The organism is Eionea flava, assembly GCF_055393785.1.
In genome coordinates this window covers 360,827-382,336 of sequence record NZ_AP036018.1, presented here as the reverse complement: position 1 = coordinate 382,336, position 21,510 = coordinate 360,827, and the positions used below count along the sequence as shown (strand labels likewise).

The window sequence follows — 21,510 nt, the reverse complement described above, 5'->3', positions numbered from 1 at the left end:
TCTTTATGATTTTTTAATTGTACATCGCCCCGATGCCCCATCAAAAATCACGTCAAATCTGCCACATAAATTTGTTTTAATGGCAATACTACACGGTACTAAAGTGGTAATTTAGCATAATATTCTAGCGCTACATCGACTAATTCACCCCTATCAATTAGACGCAACTTGGCTTTATTTCTCTAACAATCTGGCTGGTCGTGAATACGAGCTCAAGCTTAAAAACAAACCATATTCGCCTTCGCCCAATGCTCCTAGCCGTTTATTCACTTCTGGTTCACCGTTAGAGCTAATAGACTTTTTACATTGCACTTTAATAATGGGGCGGGCAAAAATTAGCTCACCTTTATACGCAGTAACATCCACGCCACCATCGCCAAATCTTGAAGATACCCGTGCTTTATAGCCCATACATACCAATATATGCGTAACAAGCTCTTCAAGTTTAATAAATCGTTAATGATGTAGGATCAACTTTCACACTCGCAATAGAACCACTATTTCAACACATTTGCGCGGCGATACTTGAGCAGAACCCCAATTTAGCCCAGCTTCTAAACACCTATACGAACCACCTTATATTTTTCTTGATTTCTGCTGAATTATGCCTAAAATTCGCCCACTTTTTAAACCTCTCTAGAGGATTTATACACTCCTAGTCCAAGCGTTTTCTTGCTAATAAGAAGACACACAAGCATACAGCGACGTTTTGTTTCTGGCCTTATTGCTCATAGTTAGCTGCCACAAATAGACGCCATTATAGTGAGGAATGTTTGATGGTACTTAAGCCTCAATCTACACCGCCATTGATGAACAGTTCACACGACCCGTCTTGGTCGACAGCCCAGAGCCTTGAGCTTTATGGTGTGCGCGACTGGGGGGAAGGCTATTTTGATATTTCTTCTGCCGGTGAACTAGTCGTACAACTGCCGTCGGGCGATCAAACTCGCCAGGTTGCCCTGCTCGATATTATCCAAGGCATGAAAGAACGCGGCATCGAAATGCCGAGCATTCTACGTATTGAAAACCTGCTAGATGATCGTATTAAAGCCTTGAATGAAGCATTTAAGCGCGCGATCAATAATTACAATTACCAGAATGTCTATCGCGGTGTCTTCCCTATCAAGGTCAACCAGCAATGCCATGTCATTGAGGAAATTTCAGACTATGGCGCAGCCTATCATCATGGATTTGAGGCAGGCAGTAAGGCCGAGCTGATAGTTGCCCTGAGCAAACTCAAAGATGAGCAAAGCTTGATTATTTGTAACGGCTACAAAGACTCAGAGTTTATCGAGCTGGGGCTTCACGCGAAAGAAATGGGCCTACAATGCTTTTTTGTGCTGGAAACACCTTCAGAATTACCGACTATTCTTGAGTGCAGCCATAAGCTCGGCATAGAACCTTTATTAGGCGTGCGCATTCGCCCCTCCGTGGTTGTCGATGGGCACTGGAATGAAGACAGTGGCGATCGTTCTATTTTTGGTTTATCAACCGCCTCGCTGATCAAGGTGGTCGAGCAACTTAAGCAGAGTGATAAGCTGCATTGTTTGCAGTTATTACATTGCCACTTAGGATCACAAATACCGAATATCCGTAATATTCGCAGCGGCGTGCTGGAAGCCTGCCGCTTCTATAATGGCTTGATTGAAGAAGGAGCACCGATGGGATTTCTTGATCTCGGCGGTGGTCTCGCGGTGGATTATGAAGGCACTCGCAGTAATCACCACCACAGCATGAATTACCAACTCGATGAGTATTGCGTAAATATTGTTGAAACGATTTGCGAGTGTCTTGACCCACTATCCATTCCACACCCAGTTATTGTTTCTGAGTCTGGCCGATCTACCGTCGCCTACTCTTCCATGCTGCTGTTTAACGTACTTGATGTTCGCGATCATCGCCCCGTGCCTCTGCCGGATAATTTGCCAAAAAACAGCCATGAGCTGGTCAGTAATCTATGGCAGGTTAATCAGTCTGTCGCCGCCGATAATTTTCAGGAGTGCTATAACGATGCATTGTTTTATCGTGACGAAGTCCGTGAGCTATTTCGACGTGGCCAAGTCAGCTTAAGCGATAGAGCCATGGCCGATAACATCACTTTGGCTGTACTAGAAAAGGTGGCGGCAGAACTCAAAAACACCCATAAACACTCACCAGAGTTGGACAAGCTACCGGAAGTATTAGCCGATACCTATTATGGTAACTTCAGTCTATTTCAGTCTTTACCCGATGCTTGGGCGATAGACCAAGTGTTTCCGGTGATGCCAATTCATCGGTTACACAAAGAACCGGATCGAGATGCATTAATTGCCGATATTACTTGCGATTGCGACGGCAAGATTCACCACTTCGCCAATGCCAGCGGCGTGAGAGGAACCACACGATTACATTCAATGAATGACGGTGAAGAATATTATCTTGGTGTTTTTTTGGTGGGTGCCTATCAGGAAACACTGGGGGATTTACACAATTTATTTGGCGACACTAATGTGGTCAGTGTACATATTAATGCGGATGGCAGTTATGATTTTGTACGTGAATTTCACGGCGACAGTATTGCCGATGTGCTTTCTTACGTGGAATACGATACTAAAATAATGACCGAAGAATTTCGCCAACGGGCAGAAAAAGCGATTAAGCAAGGAAAAATCACTCCAGCAAAACGCAAACAAATGATGAAGGCCTTTAAAGCCAGTCTTGATGGTTATACTTACTTTGAGAAAGAGGATCACGAATGACTAACGTTACCCAGAAGAAGGTAATCATTATCGGTGCCGGCGGTGTCGGTAATGTGGTTGCCCATAAGTGCGCACAACAAGCGGAAACATTTTCTGAAATTCTTCTCGCCAGTCGAACGCAATCAAAATGTCGGGCGATTGCTGAAAGCGTTAAAAAGAACACTGGTATCACTCTTCGTACCGCGCAGGTTGATGCCGACAATGTGCCTGAATTAACCGCGATGCTGCAAACTGAAAAACCATTTTTGGTGATTAACGTCGCCCTACCGTATCAGGATTTAAATATTATGGACGCCTGCCTAGCGGCAGGGGTTCACTATATGGACACCGCCAATTATGAGCCGATAGATACGGCCAAATTTGAGTACAAATGGCAGTGGGCCTATCAAGAAAAGTTCAAGAATGCGGGTCTGACCGCCTTACTGGGCAGCGGCTTTGATCCCGGCGCCACCAATGTATTTACCGCTTATTTAGCAAAGCACTATTTCGATGAAATTCATACACTGGATATTATTGATGTTAATGGCGGTGATCACGGCTACCCCTTTGCGACCAATTTCAACCCTGAAATTAATATTCGTGAAGTGAGCGCAGAATGTAGACATTGGGAAGATGGCTCATTTATAACAACACCACCCATGAGCAAAAAAGCCTCTTTTACGTGCCCTGAAGAAGTAGGCACCTACAATATTTACCGTATGTACCATGAGGAACTGGAGTCACTTGCTTTGCATTATCCCAGCCTCAAACGTGCCCAATTCTGGATGAGCTTTTCAGATAACTATCTCAAGCATCTGGAAGTACTAGAGAATGTCGGTATGACTGGAATTGATGAAGTAGAGTATGAAGGGCAGAAAATTGTTCCCATTCAATTCCTAGCCAAATTACTACCCGATCCTTCTACCCTTGGCCCCAGAACCAAAGGTAGAACCTGTATTGGCACCGTTGTGCAAGGTATCAAAGACAGCAAGAAAAAAGTGATGTACTGTTATCAAATCTGTGATCACGAGCGCTGCTATAGCGAAGTACAGTCACAAGCGATATCTTACACCACCGGAGTACCTGCAATGATTGGCGCAAAGCTAATGCTTGAGCAGCAGTGGCTAGAGCCCGGCGTCTTTAACATAGAGCAATTTGACCCCGACCCTTTTATGGAAGCGATGAACCACTACGGACTCCCGTGGACAGTGGTTGAACTCGACGCTTTCAGCCTTGATGAAGAGTCTATCAATTAAGTATGCAATTCACCGATTTTACTCTGCTAGATCTACAGCGTTTGCCATCTCCCTGCTTTGTGGTTGATGAGGTCGCCATTGAGCGCAATCTAAAAATATTGCACGAGGTGGAGCAACGCAGTGGCGCTAAAGTATTACAGGCTCTTAAGGCTTTTTCACTTTGGTCACTCGCACCACTAAGCCGACAGTATCTATCAGGTAGCTGCGCCAGTGGCTTATATGAAGCCAAACTGGGTAAAGCCCATTACGGCGGTGAAGTGCATGTATTCTCCGCCGCCTTTTCTCAGCAAGATCTTACCCAGCTGCTAGAGTTTGCCGACCATATTGTTTTCAACAGTTGTTCACAATTACTGAGGTTTAAAACCATCTGTGTTCAGGCAAAGCAAAAACGTCCAGAACTACAATTTGGCTTGCGCATTAATCCGGAACACTCAGAAGGCACGATTGACCTCTACGACCCTTGTGCAGAAGGCTCGCGCTTAGGGGTGACTCGCACACAACTGGATCAATATTTAGCGCAAGAGGGTTTTCGAGAAGCCTTTACCTTAATCTCAGGGCTACACTTTCACACACTCTGTGAACACGGTTTTTTGCCCTTGCAACGCACCTTAGCGGCGGTGGAAGAAAAGTTCTCAACGATATTAGCTAAAATGGATTGGGTCAATTTTGGTGGCGGCCATCACATCACTCACCCAGACTATTCGCTAGACAGTCTTGTCGATTGTATCCGGCAATTTAAACAACGCTACCCAATGGAAGTATACCTAGAGCCGGGAGAAGCGATCGCTATCGGCACGGGCGTGCTGGTCTCTGAAGTGCTAGACATCAGTTTCAATCAGTTGCCTCAGGCGATCTTAGATACCTCTGCTACTTGTCATATGCCCGATACACTAGAAATGCCTTATCGAGCAGATATTATCGGTGAGGTGAAAGCAAACAGCACACCTCATCACACCGCGTCACACACGTATCGCTTGGGCGGTCTGACCTGTCTAGCAGGTGATGTGATGGGGGATTACCACTTTGCCAAACCGTTAGCGATTGGTGATCGCTTAATGTTTGAGGATATGGCCCATTACACCATGGTTAAAACCACAACTTTTAATGGCACCCAATTACCGGCCATTGCGATCTGGAATTCGGCCACCGATGACTTACGAATTGTGCGTGAATTTGATTATGATGACTTTAAAAATCGGCTTTCGTGAGCGCATTGCGCGACACCTTAGCAATGAGAGATAAGGAACCGCTGAACAAGTCATGCGTGATTTTTCGCTGGCTAAAATAAGAATGATAAAAGAGCAGTATGATGAACGATAAGCAAACCCCAACCAATATTTATCTAGCTTCAGAAATTGATCAATGCCCCATCGAGCAAGCCGCTTTTTGCGTACTACCTGTGCCCTATGAAAAGACGGTTTCATATGGATCGGGCGCAGCAAAAGGCCCTGCCGCCATATTGGATGCATCCGATCAACTGGAAACATGGGACGGCCAATCCAACCCCTCGTCTCTGGGCATTCATACCTGCGCTGCGGTCGACTGCTCCGGTAAAGCCGAAACAGTTATCGACAATATTGCCAAGGCAGTCAAGCGCATCCTTGATACGGGCAGTATGCCCGTGGTGTTGGGAGGCGAACATACGGTAACTTACGGTGTGATCAAAGGCTATCTTGATGCCGGCATAAAGGACTTCGGTGTCGTGCAGATAGACGCACATGCCGATTTGCGTGAAGCCTATGAAGGTGATCCTCTGAGTCACGCTTCCGTCATGAAGCGCATCTGTGATGAAGGTATCCCTCTGTATCAGCTAGGTATTCGAGCTTATTGTGAGGAAGAAAAAGCCATTCGGGAAAGCAACCCGCACATCTATTACAGCGATGCCGATGACATCGTGCCTCAAGCAATTCAACATATTCAATTGCCCAGCGAATTTCCCAACCATGTTTTTTTCACCGTTGATATTGATGGCCTCGACCCATCCGTGTTTCCGTCAACCGGCACTCCTGTACCCGGCGGTCTTAGCTGGTATCAAACCCTAAATTTGTTCGAATCTGTCGCAAAACAACGACAAATTATCGGTTTCGATATTATGGAATTTTCGCCACTAAAGGGATTTCACGCCTACGATTTTGCAGCAGCACTGCTAAGTTATAAATTAATGGGCATTGTACAGCGCACGAATAATTCTTAAGTACACACCTTAGCTCGCGAGCGATACAGATCATCATTAGTACATACCAACAACAAGGGCTCTAAAAGTATCAAACATAAGACATAACAACTTTCAAAAATCTATTACTGATGCAAAAAATACAGTTTTAATGCCCAACACGTTTGTGATAAAGAAAGATAAGACCGCTATAAGACAGCACCAATATAACTACCGTCCAAATAGAAACACGAATAAAAGTCGAGTCAAATGGAAGAAATATTAATGTTGTTATTAACTCAAAAGCAATCAATGTTAGTAAAAAAAATAATATAAAACTTCTTTTTAATTTAGCAATGACAAACATACCTAGAGGGGCCCCCAAAATAACAACGGGAATACACACTATCCAGTAATTCCAGACAACACCAACATCTTGCTTAATGACACCATGCAGAAAGAAACCAAACAAAGAGTTAATAGCCATAATAACAATAGATGTTGGAATAGCGACTTTTTCATGAATACCAAATGCCAAAGCCAATACTATAAACGTGATCATATCAATTCCCGACCCAGTTACCCCGCTAAATACTCCCCCAAAAATACCGATAATAAAAAATAAACTGCTTATTTTCATATCCCAAACATTGACATTAAAAAAAACAGGCCTTTTGAAATACCAAAACTGAACAATAAGTACCGCGCCTAATGAGGTAGCGGAATATGAAAAAATAATTTTCGGAACACTACCTGAAACACTAATAAATAAGGTTCCGGATAAAATCCCGATTAAACCACCTAATGAAACAAAAACAATCACTTTTGGCAGCACACGCACTTTATATATAAATATATAAGCTGATGCCATCGACATGCCTACGGACTGAATCATTAACCCAAACACCTTGGCTTCATAGGAAGAAATTTGAAACAACTTGGTAAATACAGGAAAAGCGACGGCAGCCCCTCCTGTTGGGGTGCTTCCTGCCACAAAAGAGCCAAACAACATAGTAATACTTAAATGCCAGTAATCATGGAACAAATACCAAAGACTTTCAGCATGAACACTATAAATCCACAAAAAAAATAAAAGCAGTAATAGCCCAAAAAATAAAAAGTGCTGCCGGAGTAAATACACAGATTTCATTGTCAAATAAGAGAGGTTATGGGTGATTCTAATTAATCTACATTCACCATTAAGCGAACTAGCGAAAACGTAACATTAAGAATATCGAACAAAAGCAACAATATAGTTAAGCTTACTTTTTACTGCTAAAATTATTCATTATTGATACAGAATAGTGAGGAATATATTGTCTAACAACAACCTTAATTTTGCTATTATTTTCTATCGCTTCTAATGCAAACGCCAGACTATAATTAGACTCTAAAAACCGATGTTGAAAAATCCATTTCTTTTTAGAATAACGCTTAGACGATAACTGAACTAATTCAGGGGCGTCCATTTTGGAGAAATCGAAATAAAACTGATGTAACGGTATAGCAAACCCTTTACCCTCTGCCTTGATAAATGCTTCTTTTAATACCCAGAGTTTGTAAAAATAGCGCTCTGCCCCCAAAGCATCTTGCTGCACCTGGTTCTCCCATTCGTCACTATGGAAGTAGCGCTCTGCAATAGCTCGCATATTTCGCCTAGCCTGTATTTTTTCTATATCTATACCTATTGCTTGCTGAGCCGCAAAACCAATGACAATTCGCCCCTCGCTATGAGACAAATTAAACTGTAAAGGTATCGACTCATCAATCAGCCTAGGTTTACCGAAGCGATCAGCCACAAACTGGATATTATCTCGGCTAGCAACCGGGATGTAAGCACTAGTTATCGATTTCAATGCTGCATACGTTGTTTGATATTGCTGTTTACGCTGTTCTGATGAAAAGCCTGACAATCGGTGTAATTCATTGGGCGATAACAATGACAGGTATACATCAAACATATTTGCGACTAATGCGTCATACTCATTGATTACCCACAAGTGAACCTCATTAGGCTTCAAAGTCATTGATGACAATAGGGGGTCAAGTGGTTTGGACATGGCAACGTCAGACAGCAATATGATTATATAAGAATCTTCGAAAAGACAACTTATCGCTTCGTAAGAGTTAAATACTATACAGAATAATCCATCGATATTCTTGAATCGTTGACATACATGACTTAAACTCGCCTACTATTTTTAAGGGCTTTTCATAAAGTTAGAACTAAATGGATATAGAAATCATTGACTATGAATCATGCTCTGCAGCAGGGGTGAATTTAGCTGCATTGCGCCAAGCTCTGCAACAAGATCAAAGTGGATTAATTAAAAATAATATTCCCGGATCAAGCCTCGACACTTGGATAGGCAAAGTCAGCGGCATTGATGATGTCAACGACCTAGGCCAATGGCAAAGCCGCAACAACGCATTAGCAGCGTTAGGGCTGGAACAAGGCAGCTTACTTGGTACCATATCTTATCTAATCAAACGATATGGCTCCACTCGCATTGGGCTTGTAATGGGCTCTAGCACATCAAGCATTGATCGTACCGAAACAGCCTATACCGATCTGAATGACTCAGGCAGCCTCAAGCCAGAATACCAGCAACCACTCGTACACAACCCCCACGCACCGAGTCTATTTGCTGCATACTACACTGGGATCGAAGGTCCTTCACTAACCATTAATACCGCTTGCTCATCTTCAGCTAAGGTATTCGCGACTGCTTCCAGGTGGCTTTCATACGGTCTTGTCGATGCCGTACTAGTGGGAGGAGTAGACACTTTATGCCTAAGCGTTCTTCATGGGTTCCATTCATTACAATTATTGTCAGCAAATCCTTGTAAACCATTCGATCATTACCGCGATGGTATTAATTTAGGCGAAGCTTCAGGTTTCGCTATCTTACAGCGGTCTGGTGATAGTGATAAAAGCTTAGGCATCAAGCTAGCAGGGTATGGTGAGAGTTCGGATGCCTATCATATGTCTCACCCTCACCCTGACGGCCTCGGTGCACGCCTATCGATACAGCAAGCATTGCACAGCGCAAATTTGACCTCCAGGGATATTGATTACATCAATCTACACGGAACATCTAGTCGAGCGAATGATTTAATCGAAGGTAGCCTCATATCCGACCTATTCCCACAAACAACGCTATGCTCTTCAACCAAAGCGTGGATGGGACATACACTAGGCGCGGCAGGCATTACCGAAGCCATTATTGCTATCGATGCATTACAAACAAACTTTATCCCTGGATCAAAAAACCTAGAGCATTTGGATGAAGCGCTACACTTTTCTATTCAAGCCAGTAGCCAGTCTAGGCATTGCGAGCATGTGATGACAAATTCTTTTGGTTTTGGCGGTAACAATTGCACACTTCTTTTTAGTCGGAGTCGCTAAAATGCAAGCAAAGAAATTACAATGCAAAATTGTAGGCATTGGAGCATGGGGAGGATATTTTGAAAGCTGGGAAGCATTACAAGCAATACTACAAGGTGGCAACTTACCCGATGAAAAGTTAAAAGGGCCTAAACCTAGTATAATCCCTAGCAATGAACGCCGCAGAGCCCCCTTACCTGTTCGCTTAGCGGTGGAAAGCTCTTGGCAAGCAACCCAAAGCGCCAACATCTCTCCAGAGGCACTAACCTGTGTTTTTGTGTCCGGCTTAGGTGATACAGATCTCACTGATTACATGTGCAAGACCCTTGCCTCTGACAACAAAGAACTATCACCTACCAAATTCCATAACTCAGTACACAACGCGGCGGCTGGCTACTGGACTATCAGTACCAATACAATGACTGCTGCGAATTCCGTAGCAGGCTATAAACATTCTGTTGCTTTAGCTATCTTTGAAGCTATGGTTCAATGCGAGTCAGAAAATACACCTATGCTCGTGACATTTTATGATTCCCCAGCATCAACCATGTTAAAGCCTCTAATGTTAAACAGGGAAAGTTTTGCGTTTTCTTTAATTTTATTTCCAGCCTCACACGATATTGATGGAACCGCCGTTGAAGCTACAATAGACACCAATATTACAGCTTGGCCAAAATTGAACTGTAACCACGAATACATCCAATCCCTTTATAATGATAACCCTAGCGCCAGAATCTTATGTCTGGCCGAATATCTTGATAATAATGGCAGTTCGAGTAATACCATCAACATGCCATTAAGCTTGAGCTCATCATTATCTATTAAATTTTTATAGGCATTAATATGGAAAGTATTAATACAGATATAGTTATTATTGGTGGCGGCCTTGCGGGTATGAGTTTAGCGCTACAGGTGCACAATAAACTGCCAAAATTTAATATTGTAATTATTGAAAAAAATACCTTCCCAGTTCCCGATACAACCGCAAAAGTAGGGGAGTCTACAGTAGAAATTGGCTCTCATTATTTTACTGAAGTTTTGGATCTCAAGGAGCATTTCCAGAAGAATCATTTAAAAAAGTATGGACTTCGGTGCTTTTTCGGTCATGCAAACGGTGACTATAGTGCACACGATGAACTTGGGGTAAGCGAGCTTTTCGGCATTCCTACCTATCAAATAGAGCGAGGAGTTTTAGAAAACCATCTTTACCAACTCCTGACTGACAAAGGCGTTCACTTTGCAGATGGCGCCACACCTAAAAGTATAGATATCGGCAATAAAAATCATCAAGTAATATGCCAACAAAACAACAAAGAAACTCTTTATAAAAGCCGCTGGATAATAGATGCGGCGGGGCGCCAATCCTTACTTAAAAACAAACTTAATTTGCAAAAAAGCAGCGGTCATAAAGGTAACGCTGTCTTCTTTCGGGTAGAAAAAACTATAGTTATTGATGAATGGTCAAACAACTTTGAATGGCAACAGCGAGTATGTGAACCTGGAAAACGATGGTTAAGCACCAACCATTTAATGGGGGCAGGATATTGGATTTGGATCATTCCGCTAGGTTCTGGTGCTACCAGCTTCGGTATTGTTATGGATGATAAGGCACTTACAGACAGTAATATTCAATCATTTGACTGCACCATGAAATGGCTACGCAAAAAACACCCTAGGTGTGCAGATTCGTTAGAAGGTGCAAAATTACTAGACTTTAAAGTTATCCAAGATTACTCCTACGACTGCAAACAAATGTTTTCCAATGATGGATGGGCATTAACGGGAGAAGCTGGCGCCTTCGCCGATCCCTTTTATTCTCCAGGTAGTGATTTCATTGCGCTAGGGAATACTTTTATTACACGCTTAATTGAGATAGATATGCAAGGCGGGGATACACAACTAGAAAGCATACTTTTTCAAAAATTTTATAATTCATTCTTCGAAAACACACTATCTTTATACAAGCATCAATATGGCGGCTTTGGAGACAGAAGAATGATGTCGGTCAAACTTGTATGGGATTACACTTACTATTGGGGCATATTAACGCTGCTATTTTTCAATGACTCAATAACCGACATTGAATTAATGCATTCACTTAACCCTCAGCTCTTAAAAGCACAAAAATTAAACAAAAAAATGCAAGCGCTGATGAATAAGCGTGCGCAAAAACGTGAAACTCTACCCGCCAAAGGTTTATTTATGGACCAGTTTTTAGTGCCTTGCTTAAAACAACTCAACAATGTACTCAAAACTGAAGCGACCAATATTGCAAATACACTAGAATCTAATGTCGATCTTATGGAGAAAGTTGCACCCTATCTTGAAGAAATGTTAGCAGATGAATCATCGATTGACATTAGTAAAGAAGAAATGGCCATACTGGGACGCTACAGAGAACATGTTCTCGCATAATGACCCGTAAAATATCAACGCTATCTAACACACTGTTATCATCACTAATTATTGTGTTGATGCTGGCCTATCCTTTTTTAGTACATCGATACATCGAAAGTGTTAACCCTCAATGGTTTGCTGGTATATTATTCACGTTATTTACACTACGCTTTTTTATTCTAAGCAGTATGAATAAAAATAGTGATCGCATACTGTATAGTGCCGTTGGTGTATTTTGTTTAATTGCAAGTATATTTGAAAGCGCGCAGCTTCTAAAGTTTTATCCAGTGCTGATGAGTCTAGGAATGAGTCTTATGTTTATTATTTCATTAACAGACGAGCGCTGCCTTATCGAAAATTTAGTAAGACTTAGTGGCAAAAAACCACCATCCAAAGCTAGCAACTACCTGAGAATACTCACACTACTATGGGGAATATTGCTTGGCATCAATGCAATTATATCTGCTTACACTGCATGGTATGCCAGCTTATCCACTTGGATGCTTTACAATGGCTTTATATCTTATGTACTTTTAGCCTGTTTTGCCACTTGCGAGTGGTTTTATCGGGGACATTACAAAAAAACACGCAATATAACTGATGACTAATAACAAACAAGAAAAAATTGCCCACTTATTTAGTAACAATGAAGGGCCCGATATTCAACGAGTAGATATTTCATCAACTTTTGCATCTGTGCGACTACATGTACCCAATAATTTATCTTGGTTTGATGGTCATTTTCCAGAACAAAAAATACTACCAGGTGTAGTGCAAGTTGATTGGGCAGGAAAGCTGGCCAAAGCTTTATTTGCAGATATAGGGGAATTTAAGCAACTATCTAATATAAAATTTAAAAGCGTAGTCGTGCCTAACACTAACATGGAATTAGAATTATCATATGACATGAAAAAAGGGAGTATTAAATTTCACTTTTTTAGTCAGTCTGAATCATTTTCAATGGGAACGATCAAGTTTTTAACATTATGAAATGCTGCATTGTCATCCCCCATTACAAACATGAAATGTTATTCTCTAACTTCCTACCAAAGCTAATCGCGTTAAACAAGACCTGTATTGTGGTCGACGATGGCAGCGGCAAAGAAAGTCTTGGAAAACTGAGAAAGTCCTTAGAACCACATGCAAAATTTTATTTAATAGCGCATCAAAATAATCGAGGAAAGGGCGCAGCTGTAGTTACTGGATGTCACCATGCCAGCGCAATGGGATTTACACATTTTTTACAAATTGATGCTGATGGCCAGCATAACGTTGATGATATAGCAAAATTGCTTGAATACAGCGAGCAGCATACCGAAACGATAGTATGCGGCCAACCTTACTTTGATGATTCCGCCCCAAAGATTAGAGTATACGGTCGAAAATTAACAGTATTCTTTAATGCTATTGAAACACTATCTTTAAAAGTCAAAGATGGCCTATGCGGCTTTAGAGTTTACCCTATCAAAGCATTTGAAAAAGTGATCGACAATCATTTTATTGGGGCACGCATGGATTTTGATTCTGAATTTTTAGTCAAGTCAATATGGTCAGGGGTGGATGTTAAATTTTTTCCAACAAAAGTGATCTATCACAAAAACACAGTATCGCATTTCAACTACATTAGAGATAACCACACAATGATAAAGCTACACATACGGTTAATAACCGGCATGCTTATACGACTACCCTACTTTTTATACAGAAAAATTAAAAAATCAAGCCAACCATAATCCATAGTAAAAAATAATGGCAAATAATTCACAGCATTGGTCAAGTATAAAAGAAGCCGGCACATATAATGGAATGCGTTTTTTATATTTACTTTACAAAATTTTTGGGCGCTATATTTTTTCATTAGCCATGTACCCTATCGCACTCTACTTTGTTTTTTTTCGTCACGATCAACGCAAAGCATCCCATCATTTTTTACTCACACATTACAAATACAGCCCTAAAAAATGGCGTTTTCAGCCAAACCATTTTCATACACTACTACACTTTAAAAGTTTTTCAGACGTCATATTAGATAAGGTACTAGGGTGGCTGATTGATATTAACGAAGACGAGTTCATATTGACCGATCCCAGATGTGTCGAACAACTGCTCAATGATAAAAGAGGGCAACTCATCATTGGGTCGCACTTCGGCAACTTAGAGTTCTGCAGAGGCTTTATGCAACGATATAAAGACAAAACTATAAATGTATTATTATACGACAAGCATGCCGGCAATTTTGTAAAAATCATGCAAAAAAAGAACCCTGACTCTCGACTACAAATATTTCAGGTAGATGAATTTGACGTCACAACCATAATGACATTAAAAGAAAAAATTGATTCTGGCGAATGGGTTTTTATTGCAGGTGACCGCATTCCCCTTACTGGATTAGAACGTTCTGTATACGCTAACTTTTTAGGCGAACCGGCACCATTTCCTGTAGGGCCCTACATGCTGGCAAAAGCAATGAATTGCCCCGTAACGTTTATGTTCGCCTATCGCATGAAATCAAAAAACAATAAGGTGGTCTTCGATGTCACCCCTGTATGCGAAAAACTAACCATTTCAAGAAAAAATAGAATGGAAGATATTAAACATTACGCCCAGCTATTCGCCGACAAACTAACAGAACATAGCATACAGGCGCCTTATCAGTGGTTTAATTTCTATGATTTTTGGAATCCGGAAAAAAGCACCTCTAAATCAATCTCTCAACAACCTTGAAAACAGCACAATCATGAATAATCGCTTCGACTCCAGAATATTCGATTTAATCCCACATCGACCACCAATGCTACTTATTAATCGTATTTTAAATGTAGATATTAATTGTTCATCATCATTAGTTCTTGTCGACCCAGAAACGCCATTTTTTGAAAAAGGTAAAGGCGTACCCGCCTGGGTAGGCATTGAATATATGGGGCAAACAGCAGCGCTTATCGCAGGGCATCGTTTAATGAAAAAGCTCATCGAGCCACATCTAGGTTTTTTAATTGGCACCCGATCCTACAACGCAGAGGTTAGCTATTTCAAACCAGGAACAACATTAAAAGTAAGCTGCATAGAGGGCACCATTGTTGCAGAGGGATTTACTAAATTTGACTGTGAAATTGCAAATTATGATGCAGAGACTGATAGCGAAAAACTCTTGGCTACATCTAGCTTATCAGTTTTCCGTCGTCCAATTACCCAAGGAGATTCATAGTGAACCAGAATAATTATAAGCGTGTCGTTATTACGGGCGCAGGCGTCGTATCTTCCCTAGGTAACAATTGGGAAGACATCAAAACAACCATTCAATCTAAGATGTCTGGTGTTTGCTTTATGGAGGACTGGCAAAAGTATGAAGGCCTAGGTACCTATCTTGCAGCACCCGTCAATGATTTTGAGCTGCCTCCTCACTACACAAAAAAGAAAAAGCGTAGCATGGGTCGCGTTGCTCAATTTGGCGTTCTCGCAACAGAGCGAGCACTTATTGACGCAAACTTACATGGAGATCCTCGAATTAAATCAAGCTCTACCGGCGTTGCATTTGGATCGGCTACAGGCAGTAGCGAAGCAGCTCTAGAGTTTGTTCCCATGCTTGAAAATCTATCGACCTCTCGCATTAACAGCAGCACATATTTGCGAATGATGTCACACACCGCAGCGGTTAACATAAGCGTATATTTTGGCACCCAGGGTCGCATGTATACCACTTCAAGTGCGTGCACAGCCGGGAGCCAAGCAATTGGATATTCATACGAGGCCATTCGTTCGGGTCAACAAGATATCATGATTGCTGGCGGCGCAGAAGAATTGTGTCCATCTCAAGCTGCTGTTTTTGATACTCTATTTGCCGCTAGTAGAAAAAATAGCACACCCGAACTCACACCTCGACCTTTTGACGAAAATAGAGACGGCTTGGTTTTAGGTGAAGGTGCTTGCACACTGATATTGGAGTCTTATGAACACGCTAAAGCCCGCGGGGCAAACATTATCGCTGAAATCATTGGCTATGCTACGAATACAGACGGCGCGCATTTAGTAAAGCCCAACTTAGATACCGTTAAACGCGTTATGAGCGCCGCCCTCAAGGATGCCGGGGTAAGTACAAACGACGTCGGATATATATCTGCACACGGCACTGCAACCTCACATGGTGATATTGCAGAAAGCCAAGCAACATATGAAGTGATGGGAAAGAAACCTATTAGCTCAATCAAGAGTTATACCGGGCATACACTAGGTGCTTGCGGCTCATTTGAGGCTTGGGTAGGCATTAAGATGATGAATGAAAATTGGTTTGCACCCACACTCAACCTCAATAACGTTGATGCCAAGTGTGCGCCATTAGACTATATAATGAATGAGAGCCGAAATATTGAAACAGATATTTTTATGAGTAATAATCTAGCATTTGGTGGCGTAAACACCTCGTTATTATTTAAGAAATATTAACCTTTATAAAAGCGGACAGGAAGTAAAGCCTTTCCGCTAAAGTATCGCTCTACGACTTAAAAATCGTAACTAGCAATTTTTTGCCCTAACATACCTTTCTTATATTGTTCGCCTTTCGCTTCACCATGATAGCGCAAAGCGCGCTTAGCATGTTTTTGCAATTTTCGATGAGAGCCACTTTCATGCACTTGTTTTAATATATCAGCGTATCGCCCAGAAGTTGACTGTCCTAGAGCTTTTGCCAACCAAGAAAAAGTCTGCACTTGCCCCCTAGATGCGCTGCCGTGATAGCTGATAAGAATTTCTGCAATAATATCTGTCACTCTTACATTTTGAGCATTAGTATCAATAATTGCTTTAGCGCCCTGCTTTAAACTTGTTAAGTCGCCAGCAGTGATCAAGGCAACAATTCGCTCATCGCGAGCCGCAGGGGTCTCTTTAGCATATATACCTTTGGGTAACGAATACATACCTGCTACATATTGCTCACTTTGAGCTTCACCTAAACTACCTAAAGCTTTACTTGCGTGCTTGATCAATTTTTTATTATTTGAAGAATTTGCGACCTCAGACAATACTGTATGATAACGATCATTTTTAGAAGCGCCGATAGCACGAGCCACCCACGCCAAACTATCCATTTCTGAAGGGTATGCTGTAGAGTATTTTGTTAATAAGATTTCTGAAAAAATATCCATTAGTTCTATATTAGATATGTTTTTATCAAACGAATTTTTAGCAGCACTTTTAAGGTGCTGAATTTCTCCAGACAAAAGTCTATCGGCTATTCGTTGCTCTACAGGGCTGAGTTCTGCCTGCACATGAAAAGACATTAGTAATCCAAAAAAAATCGAACAAATAACCTTCATTAATAACCTCATTTTAAAATCAATATAACCTTTCAAAACTTTCCATATAACGCTCTAACACATACCGCCATTAACACTAATAACTTGTCGAGTAATATATCCGGCACCGTCAGACATTAAAAAAGCAACTGTATTAGCCACATCATTTACATGACCAAACTTACCTAACGGGATAATTTTTTTTGCTTCTTCTGCAAACACACCGTCTATCATTCCGGTCTGTATTACACCTGGCGCAACACAATTTACTGTTATTTTTCGTTTTCCCAATTCAATGGCCAGTGCTTTAGTAGCACCAATAATTCCAGCTTTAGAAGCACTATAGTTTGTCTGCCCACGATTTCCCACTAAACCAGACACCGACGACAAGGTAACAATTCTCCCCCCTTCACGTAGGCGTATCATAGGCATTACAAGAGGGTGCAATACATTATAAAAGCCATCAAGGTTAGTATGAACGACACTTTCCCAATCTTCTCCTGACATTGCAGGAAAGGCATTATCTTTAGCAATCCCCGCATTACATACTGCACCGTAATACGCGCCAAATTTTTCTATATCACTTTCTAATGCAATTTTAGCCGACTCACGATCGGCAACATCAAACTGTATCGTATGAGCGCTACCTCCTGCTGCAATAATAGTTTCAACTGTTTCTTTAGCAGACACTTCACCACCACGATAATGCACTGCAATTGCGAAGCCTTGTTCTGCTAATTTTATAGCTATAGCTTTACCAATGCCACCACTGGCGCCTGTAACCAATACTCGTTTATTATCAGACATTAGGACTTTTCCTGTAATTATTATTTTGCGACTGACTAAACAGCCCTATTGCCGCAATAAAGTTAATCGTATTTCCAATTAATATAATGCTACCGAAAGCTTGCACGATAGGCATAGAACTAAAAGCAAGCAAGCCAAATGATAGCAAACTTGTCGCTGCAGATAGCAGAATGGCTTGATGGGTGACCGCTTGCGTGCCTGACATTTCTTTAGCAAAAATCACATAATCCATGCCTAAACCTAACACCAAAAAAAGAGCCATAATATGAAATACTGTAATAGGCTGATTTACCAAAACGATGAGTGATAGGGCAATCACACTAGCAGCCATAGGGATAAGCAACAATAGGGCAGCGGACCATTTCCGATAATATAAAACCAACATTAATGCTATCAACATATAGGCTAACAACAACAATTTAGCCCCCATGATTCGCTGATCTTTAAGTGCACTAACAGCATCCTTCAAGGTGTTTACATAATAAATACCTGGCACACGCTGGCTAGCTTCTATCAAGTGTTTAAAATGACTATCTTTTTTAATCAAAACAATACTATAAATATTTTCTTCATATTCAATCCAGAGGGGAGGTATATACTTCACTCTCGCGGTTAAATCATTAAAATCCAAGTAATTGTCTTTAGCATCAATATAAGCGGCTTTCATAGCTTTTGATTGCGAATAATTCACTCCCAATTCTTTATAAAATACATCAAGCACACCACCATCCATATACAAAAGCTTCTGTAAATCATAGTTCTCTTGCTGATCTTCAAAAGAAGGCAGCCAATCAGTGACACTGCTCACTTGATTTTTTTTATCGCCTAACACCTCATAAAACTCATCTAATGACTGATAAATCTGTGCATTAGTTTTCCCCTTTATAATAAAATAGCGGCCCGGTTCGTATACCTTAGTCAGCTGAGCCACTTCATGTTCTTGCTTGAGTAATTCTGAAGAAATATGAAAAAATCGCCGCGGGTCGTCATTAACGTTAACTGAGGTGAAAATAAGATAAACCCCTCCTGACAGAGCCAAAAATAGGCCTATGCTAGCTAACCTTAGCGATTGCCCAAAAAATAATCGCTGAATAAAACGAACCACCCAGCTCAACAACCCTTGGCGTGCAACAATGGGCCGCCTAATTATCAATGGCCCCAACACCATGACACTCAACCATGCAAGCAATAATCCAGAGCAAGAAAATAAGGCCACTTTTTTTAATAAAACTAAATCAGACAGTGCAAGAGCACCATAGCCAATTAATGATGTAATAACGCTCAAACTCATAGCTCGATAAAGAGAATGACTAATCACACCGCCCTCATTTCCTACCGTTTTTTTAGTATTTCCAGATAAAAAATGATAAAAATAATGTAATGAATAATCAATAACAATACCAATAAGGCTAGCACCGAACACAATGGTAAAAATGTGAATCGAACCAAACACCAAAGTACTCATTGCTATACCAAAACTTACTCCAATTACAATAGAAATTAGTGATAAACATAATGGAAGTAAAGAGCGAAAAACTAACAACATTAACACCAGCACGCCTACTAATGAGCCTATAGCAATTAGCTGAATATCTTTTTTCGCTGATTGAGCAGAATCAGCAGCAAAAAAGAACATTCCCGATCGAAAAATATCTACTTGGCGTTCTTCATTTATCAACTCTATAGAATTTTCTATTTTTTTATATAAGTCTTCCTGACCTGACATGCTTTCAGGGTAAGCGGTGAAAGACACAACAATGTAATCAAAATACTCTGAAGCAGCAACAGGAGCTGCCATGGAAATATCCGTTTTACTATTTATTCGATCTATGCGATTAATTAAGTAATCAGAGAACCAACCCAAAGGATCCTGCTGAAATGGAACAAGCCTAATACCTCCGTCCAGTTGATAAAGCTTGCGTTGCGCTTGACCCGCTATGCTCTGAATATTTCTTTGCCTAAGCGTTTCTCTTTGTGAAATCGAAAGAAAGTTAAATTGATAGGGTAGTAACGCTGACAAATAATCTTTTTGAATCTTATCATCCGCAAGAACCTGCAACCCCTGAATAGAATTAAATTGCAAATATAACCGCTCTATCGTCACATCAACTTTCTGCTGACTTTTACCTTTCACCAAAACAATAAAACGATGACCAACATTCCTAATAAGCTGATCCGCAGAAAACCTAGCGCCATCATCTATAGTCGCCTTAGGGTTAAGATCTTGCAAATCAGTATCAACTCGAATGTAGCTTGAACCGAAAAAGAAGAAAATGGCGGTACCAAATGCAAAAAAGGTAAAAACAACTCTAATAAATAACAAATAATATAGCGGAGAGAGATTCATCACGAACGGCTATCATGTGTGTAATGATCTGGATAACGTAAAACAGAACACCACTCGAAGAGAGTCAAATACAAACGCTGGCACTGTTGATAAGCCTCCTGCCTTCCTTCTATGGAATACTCGATGATATCAACAATGTTAATTTGTGAGTGCTGGCCAACTGCATCTTCAATATCAATACGTAGAGATGTACCCGTTTCTACATTGCTACCTTTTGTAATAAAAACTTGCTTAATACCTTTTTTTAAAAAATCATTTTCAGGCTTTAACTCAACACCATCTCCCACCAATATTACCGAAAATTCATTTGAAAAATATTTAGTATCACCACTTAAAATTTTTAAAAAAATCTTTGCGATGGCATATCGAATCATCCCAGACATACGTTCAACACCGCCATCTTTACTGGCTCTATAACTTGTTGTCGAATTAATATAGAGCATTACTTCTTCAAAAGGAGCAATTGTATTCCAAACCAAACCAAGGTCACACGAAAAAAAGAAATCGCCATGAGATCGCAGAGGAAAACCAAGACCCTGTGTATTTTTTTGCTGGGAGAACTTCCCTGAAAAATGGCATGCGGCAGGAGAAATACTAGCTAATAATTGCCGCTCCGAAGTCACTTCATCCGGTGCAGCAGATGCGTACAAATCATTAGCAGTCACCTCATAACCAACAAACAATAGCAATACTGTAATGCTTAAAAAAAAATATTTTCGATTATTGATTATCATCACCAGATTCATTTTTATCCATCCAGTAATCAATACTTTCAACTAAAAATGGAGGAGAAACAAATTGAGTTATATGATTGGGCATTGCAATAGCAAACTGGCACGTTTTAGCTTTGGTATATACTTCATCAGTTTCCGAGTCTCTGATTTCATAATTTATTTTAAGTCGGTTATCCCATTCGACAAACCAAGCTTCAAAAATCAATTTTTGTTGGAAAACTAATGGCTTAATATATTTTATTTGCATATCTACGATAGGGAAAAAGAAACCTTCGTTTTCCATTTTGAGGTAAGAACAGCCGACTCTTTCAAGCAGAGCACAGCGGGCAATTTCGAAATATTTGGGATAATTTCCATGCCAGACAACCCGATATGCATCAACATCAAAAAAAGGAACTTCGTACAGCGTTGCGACGCGTTTCAT

General features: G+C 40.8%; 21 protein-coding genes. 13 read left to right on the top strand and 8 right to left on the bottom strand.

What is annotated here, in order from left to right; all coding sequences use genetic code 11:
• Nucleotides 1-174: 174 nt before the first annotated feature.
• On the bottom strand, nucleotides 175-450 hold the full coding sequence (locus tag ACZ5O6_RS01725; protein WP_447092290.1) for a restriction endonuclease: 276 nt from the start codon (nucleotides 448-450) through the stop codon (nucleotides 175-177).
• Between the two features lie 359 nt (nucleotides 451-809).
• On the opposite strand from ACZ5O6_RS01725, the gene speA reads away from it, so the two are divergent.
• The 4 genes from speA to speB all read left to right on the top strand — a co-directional run bounded on the left by speA (nucleotide 810) and on the right by speB (nucleotide 6,167).
• Entirely contained in the window at nucleotides 810-2,738 is a 1,929-nt protein-coding gene (gene speA / locus ACZ5O6_RS01720) for a biosynthetic arginine decarboxylase (protein ID WP_447092289.1), read from the top strand.
• Nucleotides 2,735-3,973 (top strand): saccharopine dehydrogenase C-terminal domain-containing protein, encoded by a 1,239-nt coding sequence (locus ACZ5O6_RS01715; protein WP_447092213.1) that lies wholly within the window; start codon nucleotides 2,735-2,737, stop codon nucleotides 3,971-3,973. The genes speA and ACZ5O6_RS01715 overlap by 4 nt, the downstream gene beginning before the upstream one ends.
• Nucleotides 3,974-3,975: 2 nt before the next feature.
• Nucleotides 3,976-5,181, top strand: a complete 1,206-nt coding sequence (gene nspC / locus ACZ5O6_RS01710) for a carboxynorspermidine decarboxylase (protein WP_447092212.1) — start codon at nucleotides 3,976-3,978, stop codon at nucleotides 5,179-5,181.
• Between the two features lie 98 nt (nucleotides 5,182-5,279).
• Entirely contained in the window at nucleotides 5,280-6,167 is an 888-nt protein-coding gene (speB, locus tag ACZ5O6_RS01705; protein ID WP_447092211.1) for an agmatinase, read from the top strand.
• A gap of 127 nt (nucleotides 6,168-6,294) precedes the next feature.
• Here the strand turns inward: speB and ACZ5O6_RS01700 are convergent, their stop codons facing one another.
• Nucleotides 6,295-7,209, bottom strand: a complete 915-nt coding sequence (locus tag ACZ5O6_RS01700; protein ID WP_447092210.1) for a sulfite exporter TauE/SafE family protein — start codon at nucleotides 7,207-7,209, stop codon at nucleotides 6,295-6,297.
• A 178-nt stretch (nucleotides 7,210-7,387) separates the two neighbouring features.
• A complete protein-coding gene (locus tag ACZ5O6_RS01695; RefSeq protein WP_447092209.1) occupies nucleotides 7,388-8,185 on the bottom strand; it encodes a 4'-phosphopantetheinyl transferase family protein in 798 nt (265 codons plus the stop codon).
• A 170-nt stretch (nucleotides 8,186-8,355) separates the two neighbouring features.
• Between ACZ5O6_RS01695 and ACZ5O6_RS01690 the strand changes: the two genes are divergently transcribed.
• The 9 genes from ACZ5O6_RS01690 to ACZ5O6_RS01650 are packed head-to-tail and all read left to right on the top strand — an operon-like array spanning nucleotide 8,356 to nucleotide 16,350.
• The gene (locus ACZ5O6_RS01690; RefSeq protein ID WP_447092208.1) at nucleotides 8,356-9,534 is read left to right on the top strand and encodes a beta-ketoacyl-ACP synthase; all 1,179 of its coding nucleotides are present in this window, start codon (nucleotides 8,356-8,358) and stop codon (nucleotides 9,532-9,534) included.
• Between the two features lies 1 nt (nucleotide 9,535).
• Nucleotides 9,536-10,348 carry a beta-ketoacyl synthase chain length factor gene (locus tag ACZ5O6_RS01685; protein WP_447092207.1) on the top strand — a complete coding sequence of 271 codons (813 nt, stop codon included), beginning with the start codon at nucleotides 9,536-9,538 and terminating at the stop codon, nucleotides 10,346-10,348.
• A gap of 8 nt (nucleotides 10,349-10,356) precedes the next feature.
• Nucleotides 10,357-11,928, top strand: coding sequence for an NAD(P)/FAD-dependent oxidoreductase (locus ACZ5O6_RS01680; RefSeq protein ID WP_447092206.1), 1,572 nt, complete (start codon nucleotides 10,357-10,359; stop codon nucleotides 11,926-11,928).
• A complete protein-coding gene (locus ACZ5O6_RS01675; RefSeq protein ID WP_447092205.1) occupies nucleotides 11,928-12,518 on the top strand; it encodes a COG4648 family protein in 591 nt (196 codons plus the stop codon). The genes ACZ5O6_RS01680 and ACZ5O6_RS01675 overlap by 1 nt, the downstream gene beginning before the upstream one ends.
• On the top strand, nucleotides 12,511-12,900 hold the full coding sequence (locus tag ACZ5O6_RS01670) for an ApeI family dehydratase (RefSeq protein WP_447092204.1): 390 nt from the start codon (nucleotides 12,511-12,513) through the stop codon (nucleotides 12,898-12,900). The genes ACZ5O6_RS01675 and ACZ5O6_RS01670 overlap by 8 nt, the downstream gene beginning before the upstream one ends.
• Nucleotides 12,897-13,643 carry a glycosyltransferase family 2 protein gene (locus tag ACZ5O6_RS01665; protein ID WP_447092203.1) on the top strand — a complete coding sequence of 249 codons (747 nt, stop codon included), beginning with the start codon at nucleotides 12,897-12,899 and terminating at the stop codon, nucleotides 13,641-13,643. Before ACZ5O6_RS01670 ends, ACZ5O6_RS01665 begins: the two co-directional genes overlap by 4 nt.
• 16 nt (nucleotides 13,644-13,659) lie before the next feature.
• Nucleotides 13,660-14,634, top strand: a complete 975-nt coding sequence (locus ACZ5O6_RS01660; RefSeq protein ID WP_447092202.1) for an LpxL/LpxP family acyltransferase — start codon at nucleotides 13,660-13,662, stop codon at nucleotides 14,632-14,634.
• Nucleotides 14,635-14,647: 13 nt separating this feature from the next.
• Nucleotides 14,648-15,115, top strand: coding sequence for a hotdog family protein (locus ACZ5O6_RS01655; RefSeq protein ID WP_447092201.1), 468 nt, complete (start codon nucleotides 14,648-14,650; stop codon nucleotides 15,113-15,115).
• Nucleotides 15,115-16,350, top strand: coding sequence for a beta-ketoacyl-ACP synthase (locus tag ACZ5O6_RS01650; protein ID WP_447092200.1), 1,236 nt, complete (start codon nucleotides 15,115-15,117; stop codon nucleotides 16,348-16,350). Before ACZ5O6_RS01655 ends, ACZ5O6_RS01650 begins: the two co-directional genes overlap by 1 nt.
• 56 nt (nucleotides 16,351-16,406) lie before the next feature.
• On the opposite strand, the gene ACZ5O6_RS01645 is transcribed toward ACZ5O6_RS01650, so the two are convergent.
• The 5 genes from ACZ5O6_RS01645 to ACZ5O6_RS01625 are packed head-to-tail and all read right to left on the bottom strand — an operon-like array spanning nucleotide 16,407 to nucleotide 21,510.
• Nucleotides 16,407-17,255 carry a hypothetical protein gene (locus ACZ5O6_RS01645; protein ID WP_447092199.1) on the bottom strand — a complete coding sequence of 283 codons (849 nt, stop codon included), beginning with the start codon at nucleotides 17,253-17,255 and terminating at the stop codon, nucleotides 16,407-16,409.
• 18 nt (nucleotides 17,256-17,273) lie between these two features.
• Nucleotides 17,274-18,005: a 3-oxoacyl-ACP reductase FabG gene (fabG, locus tag ACZ5O6_RS01640; RefSeq protein WP_447092198.1), complete on the bottom strand. Its 732-nt coding sequence runs from the start codon at nucleotides 18,003-18,005 to the stop codon at nucleotides 17,274-17,276.
• Entirely contained in the window at nucleotides 17,998-20,352 is a 2,355-nt protein-coding gene (locus tag ACZ5O6_RS01635; RefSeq protein WP_447092197.1) for an MMPL family transporter, read from the bottom strand. Before ACZ5O6_RS01635 ends, fabG begins: the two co-directional genes overlap by 8 nt.
• The gene (locus tag ACZ5O6_RS01630; protein ID WP_464283528.1) at nucleotides 20,352-21,119 is read right to left on the bottom strand and encodes a LolA family protein; all 768 of its coding nucleotides are present in this window, start codon (nucleotides 21,117-21,119) and stop codon (nucleotides 20,352-20,354) included. The genes ACZ5O6_RS01635 and ACZ5O6_RS01630 overlap by 1 nt, the downstream gene beginning before the upstream one ends.
• On the bottom strand, nucleotides 21,073-21,510 hold the full coding sequence (locus tag ACZ5O6_RS01625) for an acyl-CoA thioesterase (RefSeq protein ID WP_447092195.1): 438 nt from the start codon (nucleotides 21,508-21,510) through the stop codon (nucleotides 21,073-21,075). The genes ACZ5O6_RS01630 and ACZ5O6_RS01625 overlap by 47 nt, the downstream gene beginning before the upstream one ends.